12 protein-coding genes and 1 rRNA gene are annotated in these 17,413 nt (G+C 43.5%); 3 read left to right on the forward strand and 10 right to left on the reverse strand.

Annotated features, from left to right (window positions below; genetic code table 11):
* Window positions 1-90 precede the first annotated feature (90 nt).
* From KE627_RS02180 to KE627_RS02215, 8 genes are all read right to left on the reverse strand, one after another.
* A 16S ribosomal RNA gene (locus KE627_RS02180) occupies window positions 91-1,665 on the reverse strand.
* Window positions 1,666-2,096: 431 nt separating this feature from the next.
* Window positions 2,097-4,160: an LTA synthase family protein gene (locus KE627_RS02185; protein ID WP_013728404.1), complete on the reverse strand. Its 2,064-nt coding sequence runs from the start codon at window positions 4,158-4,160 to the stop codon at window positions 2,097-2,099.
* Between the two features lie 29 nt (window positions 4,161-4,189).
* Window positions 4,190-5,221 carry a lysylphosphatidylglycerol synthase transmembrane domain-containing protein gene (locus KE627_RS02190; protein WP_013728405.1) on the reverse strand — a complete coding sequence of 344 codons (1,032 nt, stop codon included), beginning with the start codon at window positions 5,219-5,221 and terminating at the stop codon, window positions 4,190-4,192.
* A gap of 2 nt (window positions 5,222-5,223) precedes the next feature.
* Entirely contained in the window at window positions 5,224-6,246 is a 1,023-nt protein-coding gene (locus KE627_RS02195; protein ID WP_013728406.1) for a glycosyltransferase family 4 protein, read from the reverse strand.
* A 20-nt stretch (window positions 6,247-6,266) separates the two neighbouring features.
* On the reverse strand, window positions 6,267-7,451 hold the full coding sequence (locus KE627_RS02200) for a glycosyltransferase family 4 protein (protein WP_056939270.1): 1,185 nt from the start codon (window positions 7,449-7,451) through the stop codon (window positions 6,267-6,269).
* Window positions 7,452-7,657: 206 nt separating this feature from the next.
* The gene (gene ptsP, locus KE627_RS02205) at window positions 7,658-9,382 is read right to left on the reverse strand and encodes a phosphoenolpyruvate--protein phosphotransferase (RefSeq protein WP_013728408.1); all 1,725 of its coding nucleotides are present in this window, start codon (window positions 9,380-9,382) and stop codon (window positions 7,658-7,660) included.
* Window positions 9,383-9,386: 4 nt separating this feature from the next.
* Window positions 9,387-9,653, reverse strand: a complete 267-nt coding sequence (locus KE627_RS02210) for a phosphocarrier protein HPr (RefSeq protein ID WP_013728409.1) — start codon at window positions 9,651-9,653, stop codon at window positions 9,387-9,389.
* 134 nt (window positions 9,654-9,787) lie between these two features.
* On the reverse strand, window positions 9,788-9,997 hold the full coding sequence (locus tag KE627_RS02215) for a hypothetical protein (protein WP_013728410.1): 210 nt from the start codon (window positions 9,995-9,997) through the stop codon (window positions 9,788-9,790).
* 149 nt (window positions 9,998-10,146) lie between these two features.
* Here KE627_RS02215 and KE627_RS02220 point away from each other — a divergent pair, with 149 nt between their 5' ends.
* The 3 genes from KE627_RS02220 (at window position 10,147) to KE627_RS02230 (ending at window position 14,851) form a co-directional block, all read left to right on the forward strand.
* Window positions 10,147-12,408: an ATP-dependent Clp protease ATP-binding subunit gene (locus KE627_RS02220; RefSeq protein WP_056939269.1), complete on the forward strand. Its 2,262-nt coding sequence runs from the start codon at window positions 10,147-10,149 to the stop codon at window positions 12,406-12,408.
* A 106-nt stretch (window positions 12,409-12,514) separates the two neighbouring features.
* Window positions 12,515-13,504 (forward strand): IS30 family transposase, encoded by a 990-nt coding sequence (locus tag KE627_RS02225; RefSeq protein ID WP_004561985.1) that lies wholly within the window; start codon window positions 12,515-12,517, stop codon window positions 13,502-13,504.
* Window positions 13,505-13,717: 213 nt separating this feature from the next.
* Complete coding sequence (locus KE627_RS02230; RefSeq protein WP_056939274.1) at window positions 13,718-14,851, forward strand: MucBP domain-containing protein; 1,134 nt, start codon at window positions 13,718-13,720, stop codon at window positions 14,849-14,851.
* Window positions 14,852-15,042: 191 nt separating this feature from the next.
* Here the strand turns inward: KE627_RS02230 and KE627_RS02235 are convergent, their stop codons facing one another.
* Both KE627_RS02235 and KE627_RS02240 read right to left on the reverse strand, forming a co-directional pair.
* On the reverse strand, window positions 15,043-15,633 hold the full coding sequence (locus KE627_RS02235) for a helix-turn-helix domain-containing protein (protein WP_056939275.1): 591 nt from the start codon (window positions 15,631-15,633) through the stop codon (window positions 15,043-15,045).
* A gap of 332 nt (window positions 15,634-15,965) precedes the next feature.
* On the reverse strand, window positions 15,966-17,396 hold the full coding sequence (locus tag KE627_RS02240) for a C69 family dipeptidase (RefSeq protein ID WP_056939276.1): 1,431 nt from the start codon (window positions 17,394-17,396) through the stop codon (window positions 15,966-15,968).
* Window positions 17,397-17,413: the final 17 nt, after the last annotated feature.

The raw sequence follows: 17,413 nt of genomic DNA on the forward strand, positions 1-17,413 counted from the left end.
ATTATCTAGTTTTCAAAGAACGAATTGAGAGTAGACCTCTCAAAACTAAACAAAACTTTCGACAATGTGCAGGATTCCGTTTTTCCTTAGAAAGGAGGTGATCCAGCCGCAGGTTCTCCTACGGCTACCTTGTTACGACTTCACCCTAATCATCTGTCCCACCTTAGACGGCTGGTCCCCGAAGGTTACCTCACCGGCTTTGGGTGTTACAAACTCTCATGGTGTGACGGGCGGTGTGTACAAGGCCCGGGAACGTATTCACCGTGGCATGCTGATCCACGATTACTAGCGATTCCAACTTCATGTAGGCGAGTTGCAGCCTACAATCCGAACTGAGAACGGCTTTAAGAGATTAGCTTGACCTCGCGGTTTCGCGACTCGTTGTACCGTCCATTGTAGCACGTGTGTAGCCCAGGTCATAAGGGGCATGATGATTTGACGTCATCCCCACCTTCCTCCGGTTTGTCACCGGCAGTCTTGCTAGAGTGCCCAACTGAATGCTGGCAACTAACAATAAGGGTTGCGCTCGTTGCGGGACTTAACCCAACATCTCACGACACGAGCTGACGACAACCATGCACCACCTGTCATTCTGTCCCCGAAGGGAACGCCTAATCTCTTAGGTTGGCAGAAGATGTCAAGACCTGGTAAGGTTCTTCGCGTAGCATCGAATTAAACCACATGCTCCACCGCTTGTGCGGGCCCCCGTCAATTCCTTTGAGTTTCAACCTTGCGGTCGTACTCCCCAGGCGGAGTGCTTAATGCGTTAGCTGCAGCACTGAAGGGCGGAAACCCTCCAACACTTAGCACTCATCGTTTACGGCATGGACTACCAGGGTATCTAATCCTGTTCGCTACCCATGCTTTCGAGCCTCAGCGTCAGTTACAGACCAGACAGCCGCCTTCGCCACTGGTGTTCTTCCATATATCTACGCATTTCACCGCTACACATGGAGTTCCACTGTCCTCTTCTGCACTCAAGTCTCTCGGTTTCCGATGCACTTCTCCGGTTAAGCCGAAGGCTTTCACATCAGACCTAAAAAACCGCCTGCGCTCGCTTTACGCCCAATAAATCCGGACAACGCTTGCCACCTACGTATTACCGCGGCTGCTGGCACGTAGTTAGCCGTGGCTTTCTGGTTGGATACCGTCAAGATGTCAACAGTTACTCTGACACCTGTTCTTCTCCAACAACAGAGTTTTACGAGCCGAAACCCTTCATCACTCACGCGGCGTTGCTCCATCAGACTTTCGTCCATTGTGGAAGATTCCCTACTGCTGCCTCCCGTAGGAGTTTGGGCCGTGTCTCAGTCCCAATGTGGCCGATTACCCTCTCAGGTCGGCTACGTATCATCGCCTTGGTAGGCCGTTACCTTACCAACAAGCTAATACGCCGCGGGTCCATCCTAAAGTGACAGCCGAAGCCGTCTTTTAAACCAAAACCAGGTAGTTTTGGTTGTTATACGGTATTAGCACCTGTTTCCAAGTGTTATCCCCTACTTCAAGGGCAGGTTACCCACGTGTTACTCACCAGTTCGCCACTCGTCTCAATGTTAAATCTCTCAAGTGCAAGCACCTAAAGTCATTAACGGAGACGCGTTCGACTTGCATGTATTAGGCACGCCGCCAGCGTTCGTCCTGAGCCAGGATCAAACTCTCATCTTAAATTGTTTAAAATGATAAGCCTGTGATAGCTCATGATTTAAATTTATTATTTGTTTTTACGAATTGACTTCGCAAATGTTTGGTTCCAATTCCGAAGAATTGAAACGCCCTGCACATTTGTTTGTCGAAAATTTTGTTCAGTTTTCAAAGGTCTACTTGGTTGCGGGTGAGATGAATCATCTCTCGCGACAACTATTTAAATATACCACGCTGGTTGTTTCATGTCAACAACTTTCTCAATTGATTGAATTGATATTGGTTGGTCACGAACAAAAACAGCATCTATAAATATATCGAAGTTTGATCAATTCGTCAAGCCCCAATTTCAAATCAATTGAACTTTAACGATCGGGACTGTTTATCACAAACGATGACTTGTTTTAATCCAAATTAAAAGTGGAACATCTCTGTTCCACTTTTAATTCGCAAACCTATTTCAATTCAGGTGCATCGGTCTTGTACAAATTCATAGTCGATTTACCATTGTTCTTTGCTTCAATGCTGGTTGGTTCTTTCTTTTGGGCCTGCTTTAAATTATCAAGAGCCTTGGTATATTGGTAAGTGAAATCTTTGCGATTAACTTTTTTGAATCCCTTAGGTGTGTAGAACCTGAGTAAATCTCCCCAGATGACCCGATCGGATAATGATAATTCCGTTGTCACATGGTTTTGGATGCTAGCCAACTGCCGTTTTTGAGCGGCATTTGGCGTAATCAGTTTGCCCGTCTTAGTCAAATAAACGTCGCTGCCAACCTTGGTATATTTCGGTGTGACAAAATCGCCATCCCGGAATGCAACCCGCTGATCATGCTGCTTGGATAACAGATCGGTTCCAAACTGAATCGTATTATTATTCTTGTCGCCTAACAGATGCAAAATAGTTGGCAAGACATCAATCTCACCACCATATGTGTGATTGACCCCACCCTTAAGGCCAGGTGCATGAATCATGAACGGAACCTTCTGGAACTGTGCCAAATCATAATTGTTAATCGATTTCTTATGGAGCAGCTGGGCGATGGCCGGGCGGTGATTATTGGAAATACCGTAATGATCACCGTATACGACAATCATACTGTTCTTCATCAAACCGGTTCGCTTAAGATAATTCATAAATTCCGCGAAGGCCTGGTCCAGATAATGGGCAGTTTGAACGTATGGGTCAACCGTTTTATCCCCGGTCTTAGTGGCAGGAAAATCAGTATTTTGTTTATCCAGCAAATATGGATAATGATTGGTCAAAGTAATGAGTTTGGCATAAAACGGCTGAGGCAGCTGTTGAATATAATTGGCAGCATCTCTAAAGAAAATCTTATCCTTGAGACCATACCCGACACTGTAAGACGGCTTCGTCTTGTAATATTGAGAGCTGAAGAAATAATCATATCCCCAGGACTTGTACGTACTGTCCCGATTCCAAAAGCTGGGAACATCCCCATGGAATGCAGCTGTTGTGTAGCCTCGTTGATCCAAGATAGCGGGCGCCGCCTGATACGTGTTCTGGGCACCATATGTCACCATGGCAGATCCTTGAGGTAACCCGTACAGAGAATTTTCCAACATCATTTCGGCATCAGAAGTCTTCCCTTGAGCAACCTGGTGAAAGAAGTTATCAAAACCAATGGTATTTTTATTGTGGAAAAAGGCATTCAGGTGGGGCGTCACTTCCCTGCCGTCGACTTTATAATTAATTAAGAACTGCTGGAAACTTTCAAGATGAATAATGAAGACGTTCTCGCCCTTGGCCTTGCCAAAATAAGCCGGATTGGCCTTGGCCCGACTATGATCTAAGTATTTCAAAATACTATCCATATCGCTGGCCTTGGCTTTTGATCGGGTAGCGGATTCTTTTTGGGTTTGGTATGCATTAAAAGCGGCATACTCGTTTAACCCTAAGTATTTAACAATATAATTATTGTCGAAGGTTCTGGTCAACAAACCAGACCGATCAGTGCTTGCCAGACCGTATTCGCCACCCATCAAGAGAAAAGAAACGACCGTAATCAAAAATGCATAACGCTTCTTAAATGGAGCGGCGTCAATTCGAATCACATGAAAAGCCAACAAGGCAATCAAAATAATCACATCTAGAAAAACAAAAAAGTCACTGAAGTGAAGAATTTCAACCAGGCTCTTCCCCAAGTTATTTTGAACATTGCCGGATCCTTTGATGACACCTAACGAAAGAAAGTCGGAAAACTCACGGTAGTACAGAATATTGGCAAAAATCCAGATACTCTCCAAAGTATCGATGATCATCATCAACCAATAAGACAGCCGGCCACTAAAATAAAGGGCAATGCCCAATGTCAATAGTGCCGCCGGGATGGGGTTGACTGCCAGCAAGAATTCCTGCATGCCGCCTTTAACGCCCAGCGTAAATTTAGTTTGATACGCAATATACGTCTTGATACAAAACAAAATGACAACCAGCAAAAAGAAGCCAATTCTGGTGTTTAAAAGATTTGAAAAACGATATTTCTTATCCGTTAACATTCCTGTTCCTCCAAATGTTTCCCTGCCCGCTATTTAATGCGGTTATCGGGATCATCAACTTTATCTGGTTTGACTAATAAAGCACAGGCCCCAGCAGCCATTCCAAAGTAATACGTTAAAATTCTCCAAATAATCATTGCCAATACCAATTTGCTGTTACTCGAAATAAAGCTATGGAAAAGTGATTCAAAACTGAATTCGGCACCACCAGAACCACCAGGAATTGGGAACAACGAAATAATCATCACAATCATGATGTGTAAACTGGTAACCATAATCACGTTGATACCCGTATAGCCGAGCGATAGCATAATGAAATATGGGATGAGGTAATAAAAAAGAAGTTGAAAAAATGTGAGAACAACGATTTTTAATAATAGCTTGGGTTGACGCCCAATTCTGACGCTTTCCTCAAACAAATTATCAATTTTGGAATACATCGTTTCACGCATTGAATAAAATTTCTCGTCCTTGATGAACCATTTGACAGGATGAAAAAGTAATTTTGAAAGTTTCTTGGTAAACGACGGCCAATACATTATCAACAGTAAGCCAACGATGACAAATAAATGAATTAAAAAGCCAAATAAAACAAACAGCGCCAAAAAGTGCAATTTGGTTGCAACAAAATGGAATCCAATGACCAAGCTGATAAAAAAGTTGATCACAATCATTCCTTGATACACCACAAACTTCATCAACAGAGCGGAGCTTGCCCGACCGCCATCAATCCCAGTCTGCAGCATGACAAACAACTGTCCGGGTTGGCCCCCAGATGAAAACGGGGTAATCCCATTAAATAGCTGTTCAACCAGCGGAACCCGCAGAGCATCCTTAAACGTGAAGTGTTCAACGCGATTGGACACCAAGACTTTTGTAATTACGCCCTCAATTAATAAATAGGCACAGATGCAAAGAAAGGCGACTAAAATCCACCAAGGATTCAGGGTGAACAGGTCATGGATCAGCACACTCAATTTAACGTCCCTCAAAGAGTATGCAATAATTGCAATCCCAATTATCACCATCGTAAAGAGGGTAATTTTATTATTTCGTGACATTATTAACCTTCCTTAGATTGTTGATTATAAAAATCATACCAAACTTTGGCGAGATGATCTTCAGAATAGCGTTCACTGGCAATCGTCGTTTCATGCTGTAAAGCCGCCAATTTGTTAGGATTCAATAACAGTTGGTGCAGCTGTTCATTCATCTGTTTTTCATCAGCAGCAGGAAGATAATAACCGCTGATGATCGACTTGTATAAGTCAAGATCTCGAAGCATCACCGGGGTATTAGTTGAAAACGCTTCAAGAACCGACATCGGAAACAATTCATTATAGGACGGAAGGAGAAATAAATCCGCCATATTATAATATTGAACCATCTTGGCGCGGTCAATAATTCCTGGAAACGATAAATTACTTGGGGGATCCTTGACGATTTTTTCCAAATCAGCATAACCCTCGGTAATTTTGCCAAACGAAAAACCACCCGTCCAAATAAATTGGATCGTCGGGTTTTGCTTGGCCAGCTTCACGAAATCCAACACCCCTTTACGAGTTTGAATTTGGCCGCTGCCTAAAATGGTGAATCGTTTTGGATCGTATCCATGCTTGACTCTTAGGGCTTGTTTTTGTTGGTCATCAACATCATAGAATTCGGCTTTGCTGACGAAATTAGGAATATAAGTAATCCGTTCCTTGTTAATTCCGTAGCGTTCCAGCTTGGGAATAAACGATGGGTTAACCACGACAATGTGGTCCATCCGCTTATAAAAGGCAATTACATACTTATAAAAAATCGCCTTAAACGGCTGGGGGATTTTAATGCTGCCTTCCAAGGTTTCCGGCAGGAAATGGACATAGCCGATTTTTCGCCCTCTTCGCCTCGAAAATGTCGAGAGGTAGAAACTGGGATTAATTGTATGGTAATGAGTAATATCCGCAGGTGCATAGCTATTAATGGTGATTTTAAAATCATTAGGAAAGTGGTCCTTGAGCATTCTCACCAGTTCCACATAGGCACTGCCGACGCCTTGACCCTTGACCTTATCCGCGGTTGAAAACATATTAATCCTTAACATACAAACTCCTCACAAAATATTTAGTCGATATTAGTAGTGGCATTATCTTGTAATTCTTGGGCCACCGCTACTGAATGATAAAAGTTAATCACCCGTTTGCCAAAGGTTTCTGCAGAAATCGCAGTCAGTTTCTTTTTCAAGATTTGTTTGGCTTTGGGTGTCTGGGTATTAACCTCGTGCTTTAAATAATGAGTCACAATCCCAACAAATTCATCGTCGTGCTCAAATGTCTGCCCCAAAGTTTCGGAGCTCAACAACCCATTGGTATAATCACTGGCCGAAACGACTACTGGAAGTCCGGCAGCCATTGCTTCAATGTAGGTCAGTCCTTGAGATTCTGATTTAGAGGTGGAAACAAAGACGTCGCATGCCCGATAGAAAGCATTGACGTGATCGTTGGCAACTTCACCGGTAAGGATAACATGATCATCCAGCTGCAGCGCATGCACCTGACTCATCAAATCATCCTTGGCAGGACCGTCACCCACAATCATTAAGATGGCGTTTGGAACCTCCGTCAAAATTTTTGGCAGATAGTCAATCACCTCTGAGATGTTTTTTTCGTATGCCAAACGGCTAATCGAAAGCATCAGAGGCGTATCCGGAGAAATATGATACTCTTTGCGAATGTCGGTCTTGATTTCTTCAGCGTACATATCAACGTCGATTCCGGTTGGAATAATCCGAATCTCGCTTTTAACGCCATAATCTGTCAATTTGTCCAATACACGATCACTGGGGGCAATCACACCTGACAGGTGGTAGCAAAAAGCCAACGTCCCTTCTTTAACGTGGACGGGTTTGAGCAACTTGCCATTAGCCACATAGTGCAAATAATCTTCATACATTGTGTGATAAGTATGCACACAAGGAATATTCAGGTTTTTGGCGACAAATTTGCCGATCATTCCCATCGAAAACTCGGTTTGCGTATGAACAATATCCAAGTTGAGTTCTTTGGCAATTTCGTAAGCTTGAAATAATCCGCGGACCGCAATCCGCCGATCCGTAAATGAGATAAAGGGGATACTTGAGAAACGGAAAATATTCTGCTCGTAGGTGTCCTTATCGACGTGCGGATCTGTTGTGGTGAAAATATAGACCTGGTTACCCTGTCTCTCCAATTCATTTTTGAGAGTCTTAATCGAGGTCGCAACACCGCTCACCTGCGGAAAATATGTATCCGTAAAAATCCCAACATTCACGGCTGACACCCCTTTCTAATAAAAATCGATTAATTATGCTCGTGAAATGTGCCGTCAGGCCGTTACCCGGTGTGACGCATAGTCTCACAATCATTGTAATTATATTGGTTTAGTTCTGCTATTGCAAACCACCCGAATAAAAAGAACAAGCCGAAAACGGACGGTTTAACGCCATTAACAGCTTGTTCTTTAAGTTATTTATAAATCTATTGGACGTTATTAGTGGCCTGGTGAACAAAGGCAGTGACTTCTTCACTGGTGCTGGCCATGGTAACCGCCTTGTTGGCAAGGGTGACCATCTCTCTTGAATCGAGCCGTTTGATTAACGCCCGGGACTTGAGAATTGAAGAAGCGCTCATTGAAAATTCGTTGAGCCCCATTCCAACCAAAATAGGAATAGCGGTCTGATCGCCAGCCATCTCACCGCACATATAGGCAGGAAGATTATTATCATGACAAGCATCGATAATATGCTTGATCATTCGTAAAACGGCCGGATTATAAGGCTGGTAAAGATATGAAACCATCCGGTTGCCACGATCGGCGGCCATGATGTATTGGATTAAATCATTCGTCCCAATACTCATGAAATCAACCTCAGTGGCAAATTGGTCAGCCAGAATGGCCGCGGCCGGAACTTCAACCATAATCCCAATCTTAACCGGTTTTACCCGAACCTTTTCCCGAATCAATTTGATCCGTTCCTGATTGAAAATATTCTTAGCTTTTTTCAGTTCATTAATGGTCGTAATCATTGGAAACATCACTGACAGATTTCCAAACGAAGAAGCCCGCAGCAGTGCGCGGACCTGGGTGCGGAAAATATCCGGCTTATCCAGGCTCATCCGAATTGCCCGGTAGCCCAAAAATGGATTGGCCTCCTTTGGAACATCCAAATACGGTAAATCCTTGTCACCACCGATATCAGCAGTCCGAATGATCACCGGCTTTTTGCCCATCTTTTGAAGCACCGTCTTGTAAACATTGAACTGCTCATCTTCAGTAGGCAGGTGATTAGAGTCCATATATAAAAATTCAGTTCGAAACAAGCCGATTCCCTCGGCACCATTTTCAATAGCGCCGTCCAAGTCGTCCAAAGTGCCAATATTAGCAGCAATGATTGGATGCTTACCGTCAGAAGAACTGGTCATTTGATGTTTGAAATCAGCCAACTTGCTCTTGCGTTGACGATAGTCAGCCTGCTTTTGAGTATATTCGTCTGTTTGGGCTTCAGTCGGATTAACGATGACGTTCCCAGTTGATCCGTCAACAATGACCGTATCGCCGTTCTTGATATCTGCCAGCCGGCCCTTGAACCCCACGACTGCAGGAATCTCCAATGAACGCGACATTATGGCCGAATGAGAAGTTCGTCCACCCATATCGGACACGATTCCCAACACATAACTCGGCACGAATTGAGCTGTATCGCTGGGAGTTAAGTCGTGGGCAATGATAATGACCTTGTGGTGAATCAAGGCCGGATCAACCAGCGGTACTCGCAGCAGGTGACTTAAAACCCGCTTGGTAACATCACGAATATCGCTTGAACGTTGGCGAATATATTCGTTATCCGTCATTGAATTAAAGATTTTGATGTAGCCGTCCGTGACTTTGGTTAAAGCATATTCGGCATTCACCTTCTCTTTTTCAATCGTTGACTTGATCCGATTGAGTAATTCAGGATCAGACAAAATTGCACCATGAGCTTTAAAGACCTCAGCTTCACTGCTGCCGAGGTCTTCAAGTGTTCGTTGTTGAATTGTTAAAAGCTCGTCTTTTGAGACATCAATCGCAGCATAAAGCCGCTTAATTTCATCAGAGGCATCAGTAATGCTCCGCTTTTTAAAGCTTAAATCAGGTTCAGTTAACCGAAATGCAGATGCAATGGCAATTCCATCACTTGCGGCAATCCCCTTAAACTCTTTCATGAAATTATTCAGTCAGTCCTTCTGCTTTCATCGTTTCGCTAATTGCATCAATGGCTTCTTTTTCGTCATCGCCGTCAGCAGTAATCGTAACAGCTGCACTTTGACCAACTCCGAGTGACATCACACCCATAATTGACTTCAAGTTAACTGACTTTTCTTGGTATTCAAGGGTGATATCTGAGTTGAACTTGCTGGCAGTTTGAACCAACAAAGTAGCTGGACGAGCATGAATTCCTGTTTCTGCGATGATATTAAATTGACGTTTTTCCATTATTAATCAATCTCCTCTGATAAGATTATAAATTTTGAAGATGATGCTCAAAATTTAAATTTGTTCTTTACTTAATTAAGAATAGCAATATATAAGGGAAAATACAAGTTTAAACTTAACCGCTTACAGGGTTTTTAAGAACTTTTTTGCTTGTCGTCTCTCTCATAAACATAGGTAATCACACCGCCTTCGGTCGCGGACCCAACCACCCGCTTTCGATGGTCAAAGTTCATGTATGCGGTCTGAAAGGCCATGAATGATTCCGGCTTGACTTCGATTTTTTCAATCTCACCTGATTCCAACTTTTCTAACAACTGATTGTAGTCTTGATTCTCTTCTGCCACAACGTCTCATCTCCTTTCAATTTAAGTGAAGTTCAATTACTTGATTACATATAATCATGTTGTATAATAATTTCAAAGGTCAAAGTTGGTCAGTGATTAACAGATCCTCCTTGTCCTTTTATTTCTATATTAAAGGAGGAAAGCAATTAATGCTATGTCAAAATTGCCATAAGAACCCAGCAACGATTCATTTGTACACTAATGTGAATGGGCAAAAGCAAACTATTAACCTTTGCCAAAATTGCTATCAACTCCTATCCAATCAACAACGTAATACAGGAGGTGCTCAAAATATGGCTCAAGATCCATTTGGTTTTGGTGGATTAGATGACATTTTCCGTGCAATGCAAGGCGGAAACGTTGATCCAACCAATGGTCAACAAGTGCCACCAACCCAACCAATGGGACCCAACAATGGCGGCCCCAACCGACCAAGAACCGGCGGAGCGGGCGGAAATTCCCTGCTTGGTCAATACGGAATTAATTTGACCCAGCTTGCCAAAGACGGCAAAGTTGACCCGGTTATCGGCCGTGACAATGAAATTCAACGGGTAATTGAAATCCTGAACCGCCGGACAAAGAATAACCCCGTCCTTATTGGGGAAGCCGGTGTTGGTAAAACTGCCGTCGTTGAAGGACTTGCTCAAGAAATTGTTTCCGGCAACGTTCCTTCAAAGCTTCAGAATAAGCAAATTATTCGTCTTGACGTGGTTTCTTTGGTTCAAGGAACCGGAATCCGTGGTCAATTTGAACAAAGAATGCAGCAGTTAATTAAAGAAGTTCAAGATAATCCCGACATCATCCTGTTCATTGATGAAATTCATGAAATTGTTGGTGCCGGTAACGCTGAAGGCGGTATGGATGCCGGAAACGTTTTGAAGCCAGCATTGGCTCGAGGCGAGTTCCAGTTGATCGGTGCCACTACTTTAAAGGAATACCGTGATATCGAAAAGGATTCTGCTTTGGCTCGTCGTTTGCAGCCGGTAACGGTTGATGAACCAAGTCCTGAGGAATCCATTAAGATTTTGAAGGGTATCCAAAAGCGTTATGAAGATTACCACCACGTTAAGTACACCGATGACGCGATTGAAGCAGCCGTTAAGCTGTCAGACCGCTACATTCAGGATCGATTCTTACCTGATAAAGCCATCGATTTACTTGATGAGGCCGGATCACGAAAGAATTTGACCATCAATGCCGTTGATCCACACACGGTCGATGAAAAAATTCAAAGTGCCGAAAAGCAAAAGCAAGCTGCTTTGAAGAGTGAAGACTACGAAAAAGCCGCTTACTACCGTGATCAAGTTACCAAGCTTGAAAATGCCAAGAAGAACGGCAGTGTCGACTCGGCAGCAACGCCAAAGGTCACCGCTCAAGACATGGAAAAGATTGTCGAAGAGAAGACTGAAATTCCGGTTGGTAAACTTCAAACCAAGGAACAACAACAACTTCGTAATTTGGCCCCTAACCTTGAAAAACACGTTATCGGACAAAATGAAGCAGTTGAAAAAGTTGCTCGGGCAATTCGTCGTAATCGAGTTGGCTTCAACGGTACCGGCCGACCAATTGGTTCATTCCTGTTTGTCGGACCTACCGGTGTTGGTAAAACTGAAATGGCTAAGCAGCTGGCCTATGAACTGTTTGGTTCAAAGGATTCGATGATCCGGTTTGACATGTCTGAGTACATGGAGCCGCATTCAGTGGCTAAGTTGATCGGTTCACCTCCTGGCTACGTTGGGTACGAAGAAGCCGGTCAGTTGACTGAACAGGTTCGTCGTCACCCATACTCCTTGATTTTACTCGATGAAGTTGAAAAGGCTCACCCTGATGTTCTTCATATGTTCCTGCAGATTCTTGACGATGGTCGTTTGACTGATAGTCAGGGACGAACAGTTTCATTTAAGGATACCATCATTATCATGACCAGTAACGCCGGCCAGGGTAATGCGGAAGCCAACGTTGGTTTCGGTGCTGCAGCCAGTGGGAAGACGCATTCAATTATTGATAAGTTGACCGACTACTTCAAGCCCGAATTGTTGAACCGTTTCGATGACATTGTTGAGTTCCACTCATTATCAAAGGACAACCTGATGAAGATTGTTTCCTTGATGATTGACGATGTCAACGGTATGCTTAAGCAACAAGGATTGAAGATCAACGTGACTGACAAGGCCACGGCCAAATTGGTTGACTTGGGCTACAATCCAGCTATGGGAGCTCGTCCACTTCGAAGAGTTATCCAAGAGCAGATTGAAGACAAGGTTGCCGACTTCTACTTGGATCACGAAAATGCTGCTACATTAACAGCTGACGTAGATTCAAAGGGCAACATTGTTATCAAGAGCGACAGTGCGGCTGAAGTAAAAGCTTCAACCAAAGCAAAGCCTGATAGCAAGGATTCAGATAAATAAGCTTGAATTTACACTTTAAGTGCAACACTAATTAAATAAAGAATGGCCCATGGCCAAATTTCTGTAAAATGATGTTTGCGAAAACAATCATGAAAGGAATTTAGCCATGGATCACTACAAGCATATTACCATAGATGAACGGGAAACTATCTTTTTAATGAGGAATCATGGAAACTCACTTCGTGAGATTGCCAGCCATATCAAGAAAAGTTACTCAACCATTTCTCGAGAATTAAGCCGTAATTCTACTGGTAAATCCTATTCACCTTCGAAGGCTCAGGAGAAGTACAAACAGCGCAAAGGCAACTGTGGCAGAGTCTCTCTTTTGAGTAATCCTCAGGTGTTTGAAGTGGTGAGAGAACACTTCTGCGAAGACCTTTGGTCTCCGGAGGAAATATCGAATCGCTTGGCAGTCGAAAAGTATCCGGTGCAGATCAGTACCACGACTATTTACCGTGGGATTTTCAATGGCTTATTTGATAATTTGTTTAAATCTGGCAGCTCTAGTGCCGTGCGCCATCTAAGGCATCACGGCAAGTCTCGCCACAATAAAGCTTATCAAGAAAAGCGAGGCAAGATTCCAATCCCCAACAAGATTCATGATCGTCCGCGAGAAGCTGACAACCGTGTAGAAATTGGTCACTGGGAAGGTGATACCGTGTTAGGCAAAAGCGGAAAGGCTTGTGTCGTTACATTGGTTGATCGAAAATCTCGTTACCTGCTTATTGGTAAAGCTGCTAAAAGAACTTCAGAAGCAGTCACGGATACTTTGAGCGACTTAATGAAGCTATGGCCTGGTAGATCGTTAACGATTACCCCGGATAGGGGTAAAGAGTTTGCCAAAGTTCAATGTTTAACTGATAAGTTTGGTACGCCCTTCTACTTTCCCGATCCTCACTCTCCTTGGCAACGAGGAACTAACGAAAATACTAACGGCTTGCTTCGCGAATATTTGCCAAAAGGAACTGACCTTGATTCAATTACTGACCGCCGGATACAAGCATATGCAGAACAAATGAATAATCGTCCCCGTAAATGTCTCGGATGGAAAACGCCTTATGAAATATTCTTTAATGTAGTGTTGCACTTAATTTGACAATTCAAGAGTATTAAAACATTAAGGGGTAACGGTCAGAGTTTGAGACTTTGATCGTTACCCTTTTTGTATTCTCACCATGATTCCCCAACTATGGCGCTAACTGTCGCCTTTTCTGGGTCGAATCGTTAAAATAATCCTTAAATTCGGTGGTGCCAATGCTGATTATGCTATAATTTTTATTAGAAGATTGTAGATCGGAGAGCTTATTAAATGAAGTTCATGGATTGGGTCAAACAACAATTAAATATATTTGTGTCGCCACGATCCCATCGGCAATCAAATCGTCGGGGCCGTCGCCGGGACTATCACCAACGAAAGCGTTGGCAGTCTGCACAAGTCGACCCGGATAATAGTGCCCAAATGCCAGAAGTGGGTACTTCTTCCAATCAAGACGCGGTTGAAGACCAAGCGGATGGGCTGGTCAACGACTCCTCCCCTGCACCTTCTCAAGCCGAGGAGACCATTCAAATCAAGTCTCAAGTGACCTTCTTTTATCTCGATGAAAATAACGATCCAATCAAAAAGCCTGACATTTTAATTGGTAACGATGGTGAGCGCTTTTCCCTTCAACTTCCCAGCTTTAAACAATATTACCTGGTCTCAATTGATAACTTTTCGACTTATTTTGCCGATACCGATCAAGAAGTCACATTCCGATATGCCCTCAAACAAGGGTTACCGGTCCTAGCCTATTATTTGGACATTGATACCGGTGAAACGTTGCATCACGTCACAATCCACTCCGGTAAACTGGGTGAGCCTTATGACGTTTCAGCTGCGGATATCCCCGGCTACCGCGTCATCAATGATGTCGGTCCCACTCACGGCCACTTTGACGACCGCACCCATGGAATGATTTTTTATTATCGACGAACCCATTGGCAAACTGTCCAACCAGTTGAGTATTATGTCCGTCTGAAAAAGCGACACGCTGTCTTGGACCAACCAAATGGCCATGCGTTACAAACCGGATTGCCGGCCAATGTTATCACCAAGATTTTTGCCCGCATCGAAACGACGGACAATCAAAGCTGGCTAAATATTGGCGGTTTTGAATGGATAAAAAATGCCGACCTTGAACCCAGTGACCCGCCGACCAATCATCTCGTTCCACCGATTACGAAAACTTCCAGGAATCCGGTCATGCTGTTTGGAACAGTTGATTTCGTGGCTGGCAGGCCAATTGCAGTCTTTGATAAACCGTATGGCACCAATACTGGAACAGTGGCAGACGGACAACGGGTTTCAATTAAAGCCCGAATTATCGATGATCAGGGCCTGATTTGGTACGAGCTGGCCGATCAGTCAGTCATCTTTAGTGAATATGTTAGAATTGATTCTTAATATAATCAGATTGGGATAGAAGGGGATTTGATCCCAGACTTTAAGTAAAAATCGAGTTATTCCTGTTTTGGGAATGACTCGATTTTTTGTTTAAATGACCGGGATCAGCCGTTTGCCAGGTAGGCTTGGCAAGCACGCTGGCCGGGGCCGCAAGTTTTTGTCAATATAAGAGCGGTAATCAAAGCTGACGGCTACTTAAAAATGGCAAATATGAAAACCGATACTAGCGCAATCATGCAAACGACAACCGCAAATCCACCAACAATCATTAATTTTTCCAACCGATTCTTTGCCGGATCCCGCTTTTGCCGTTGCTCCTCAACATCTTGGCCATCCGTGAAGGCCACAATTTCAGCATAAGTTCTCAGGTTTTTGCGTTTCTTTATTCGCTCCACTTGAGATGCGCTAATGAACATGACCGCAAAACAGATGATCGGCACCAAAATAATCAACGTCGATTGCTCAAAGTAAATAACTAAACCGATTGACATCGCCCCCAAAGCAGCTGCGATTAGCATCACCCATGTATAAGCTGACATTGCCGCATTGACTTTCTTATCAGATAATTTAGCTTTCATCGCTTCCAAATCCCCCTTAATGAGTTCATCTACAGAAACGCCAAATAAAACACTTAGTAGTAAAACATTTTGAATATCCGGATACTGTTTGCCGGTTTCCCAATTTGAAATTGTCTGCCTGGAAACATATATTTTAGATGCTAATTCTTCTTGAGAAAAACCACGGACTTCTCGATAAGCCCGAATTTTATTACCAATGTCCATTTCCTCAACTCCTCATCCAAAAGTATACCTGAATGTTGGGACGATTTCTGTCACGTTAACGTATATTGTCACCAAAATGCTCAATGAAAAGTCAATGTGACACCTCGTGCGGCGGGTTGTCCAACGCAAACCGCAATCTCAAAGTTTGCCTTTTTTATATAAACACGTTGTATCTAGCGCTTCGCTTTATCAACCACGACCTAACATATTGGACAAAAAAGCCGGTGAACAAATATGTTCACCGGCCAGTTCTTCTTCACGAGACCAAAAGAGTGAAATTGTTCCCTCGTTGGTCGAAACATGCTCCGAAGCTAATCAGCTTGGTCTTGTCTCTAAAGATTTTTATCCATATTAAACGTCAACTTGGACAGTGTCAGTCCCTTTTCAATCAATTGGTGATTGAAATGCTCAGTGGCAATTCGCATCATTTTGACAACTTCATGATTTTGCTCGGTCAAGTAGCTGGTCAATTCTTCACCCTTCAGTGCCTGACTTTCATCAATCGCGCTTTGGACGTGGCGCCGCAGTTGTTCCTTCATGTCAGTTAAGAAGTCGACATCATCTTGAATAAATTCAGAATAATGGGATTCCACTAACATCGATAACTTGCGGTACATCCAATAGGCGCTGACATCATCGCAATGGACCGGCGTGTTGGCATAAGTATCATCGGTATCCGTTGCATTAGCAAAGAATGGCACATATGGTGAAAATGCCGGTACCCCAAAGCACAGCCACATAATTGCATTACTGTTATTTTTGAGATCATTACGAATCTGCAAAACATGTGAATTTTGGGTCCGATTCATTGAAATTGGCCGAAACAGCGTCTTAGTGTCCTCATGGCCTTTACTAAACGGATCATAGGGCGTTTCGTTGTAATGAGAGCTCAAAATGTACTCAACATCTTCGACACTAATTTTATGGTCCGTATGACAGATGAACGGCAAATTTGAGGAAGTTGGTGACTGCTCAATTTCCGGATTCAGGTATTTCTGGCCGAACCAAACCCGAGGCGTATTGTAATGACGGTCCTTTTCGTTATCTGTTCCAAAGATGTGACGGAAGTTAAATCCCTGCTTGTCAGTGTTCAAATGATACTTCTCGACAAATTCTTGGATGCCGTCTGAATACATGAAGTTGTCTGGATCATCAAATTTCACCTGTTGGATAGCAACTTGATTGGCGGCAATCGCATAGGCGTCATCAGGAATTCGTTGAGCAACCCAGTGATGACCGGTAACAATTTCCATGTACCAGACTTCATTGTTATCGCTAAACAAAACCCCATTACCCTCGGGTGATCCATACTGCTTGATTAATTTACCAAGATATTGAACACCGTCTCTGGCAGAATCAATGTAAGGCAAAACCATTGACTGCAACGAGTCCTCGGCTAAGCCGTCTTTGACCAATGGATCAAAAGCCAGCGCCCGTTCATTCCCGTAGACACTTTCAGTGGCACTCATGGCAACGTTCTTTTCGTTAAAGCCACTTTCGGCGTAGACACCTTCCTTATCAACTTCAACGTTGGGCGTCAATGAGTAACGATAAGCCTGCTTGGGCAGTGGTGCCTTAAAACCATTTTGGTTGGAAGCCCACTCACCGGTTTGGTGATCATTGGCGGGTTCAACATAGAAACGTTGGGGTGTTAGCGGCAAAAATGTATCATCATTTCTGGCAATCATCGTTGAGCCATCGATGGAAGCTTTTTTACCGACAAGAACTGTGGTGCATGCGGACAAATGTTTGGAAACCATCATATCTCTTCTTTCAAAGT

The sequence above is a fragment of the Lentilactobacillus buchneri genome, assembly GCF_018314255.1.
GTDB classification, from domain to species: Bacteria; Bacillota; Bacilli; order Lactobacillales; family Lactobacillaceae; genus Lentilactobacillus; species Lentilactobacillus buchneri.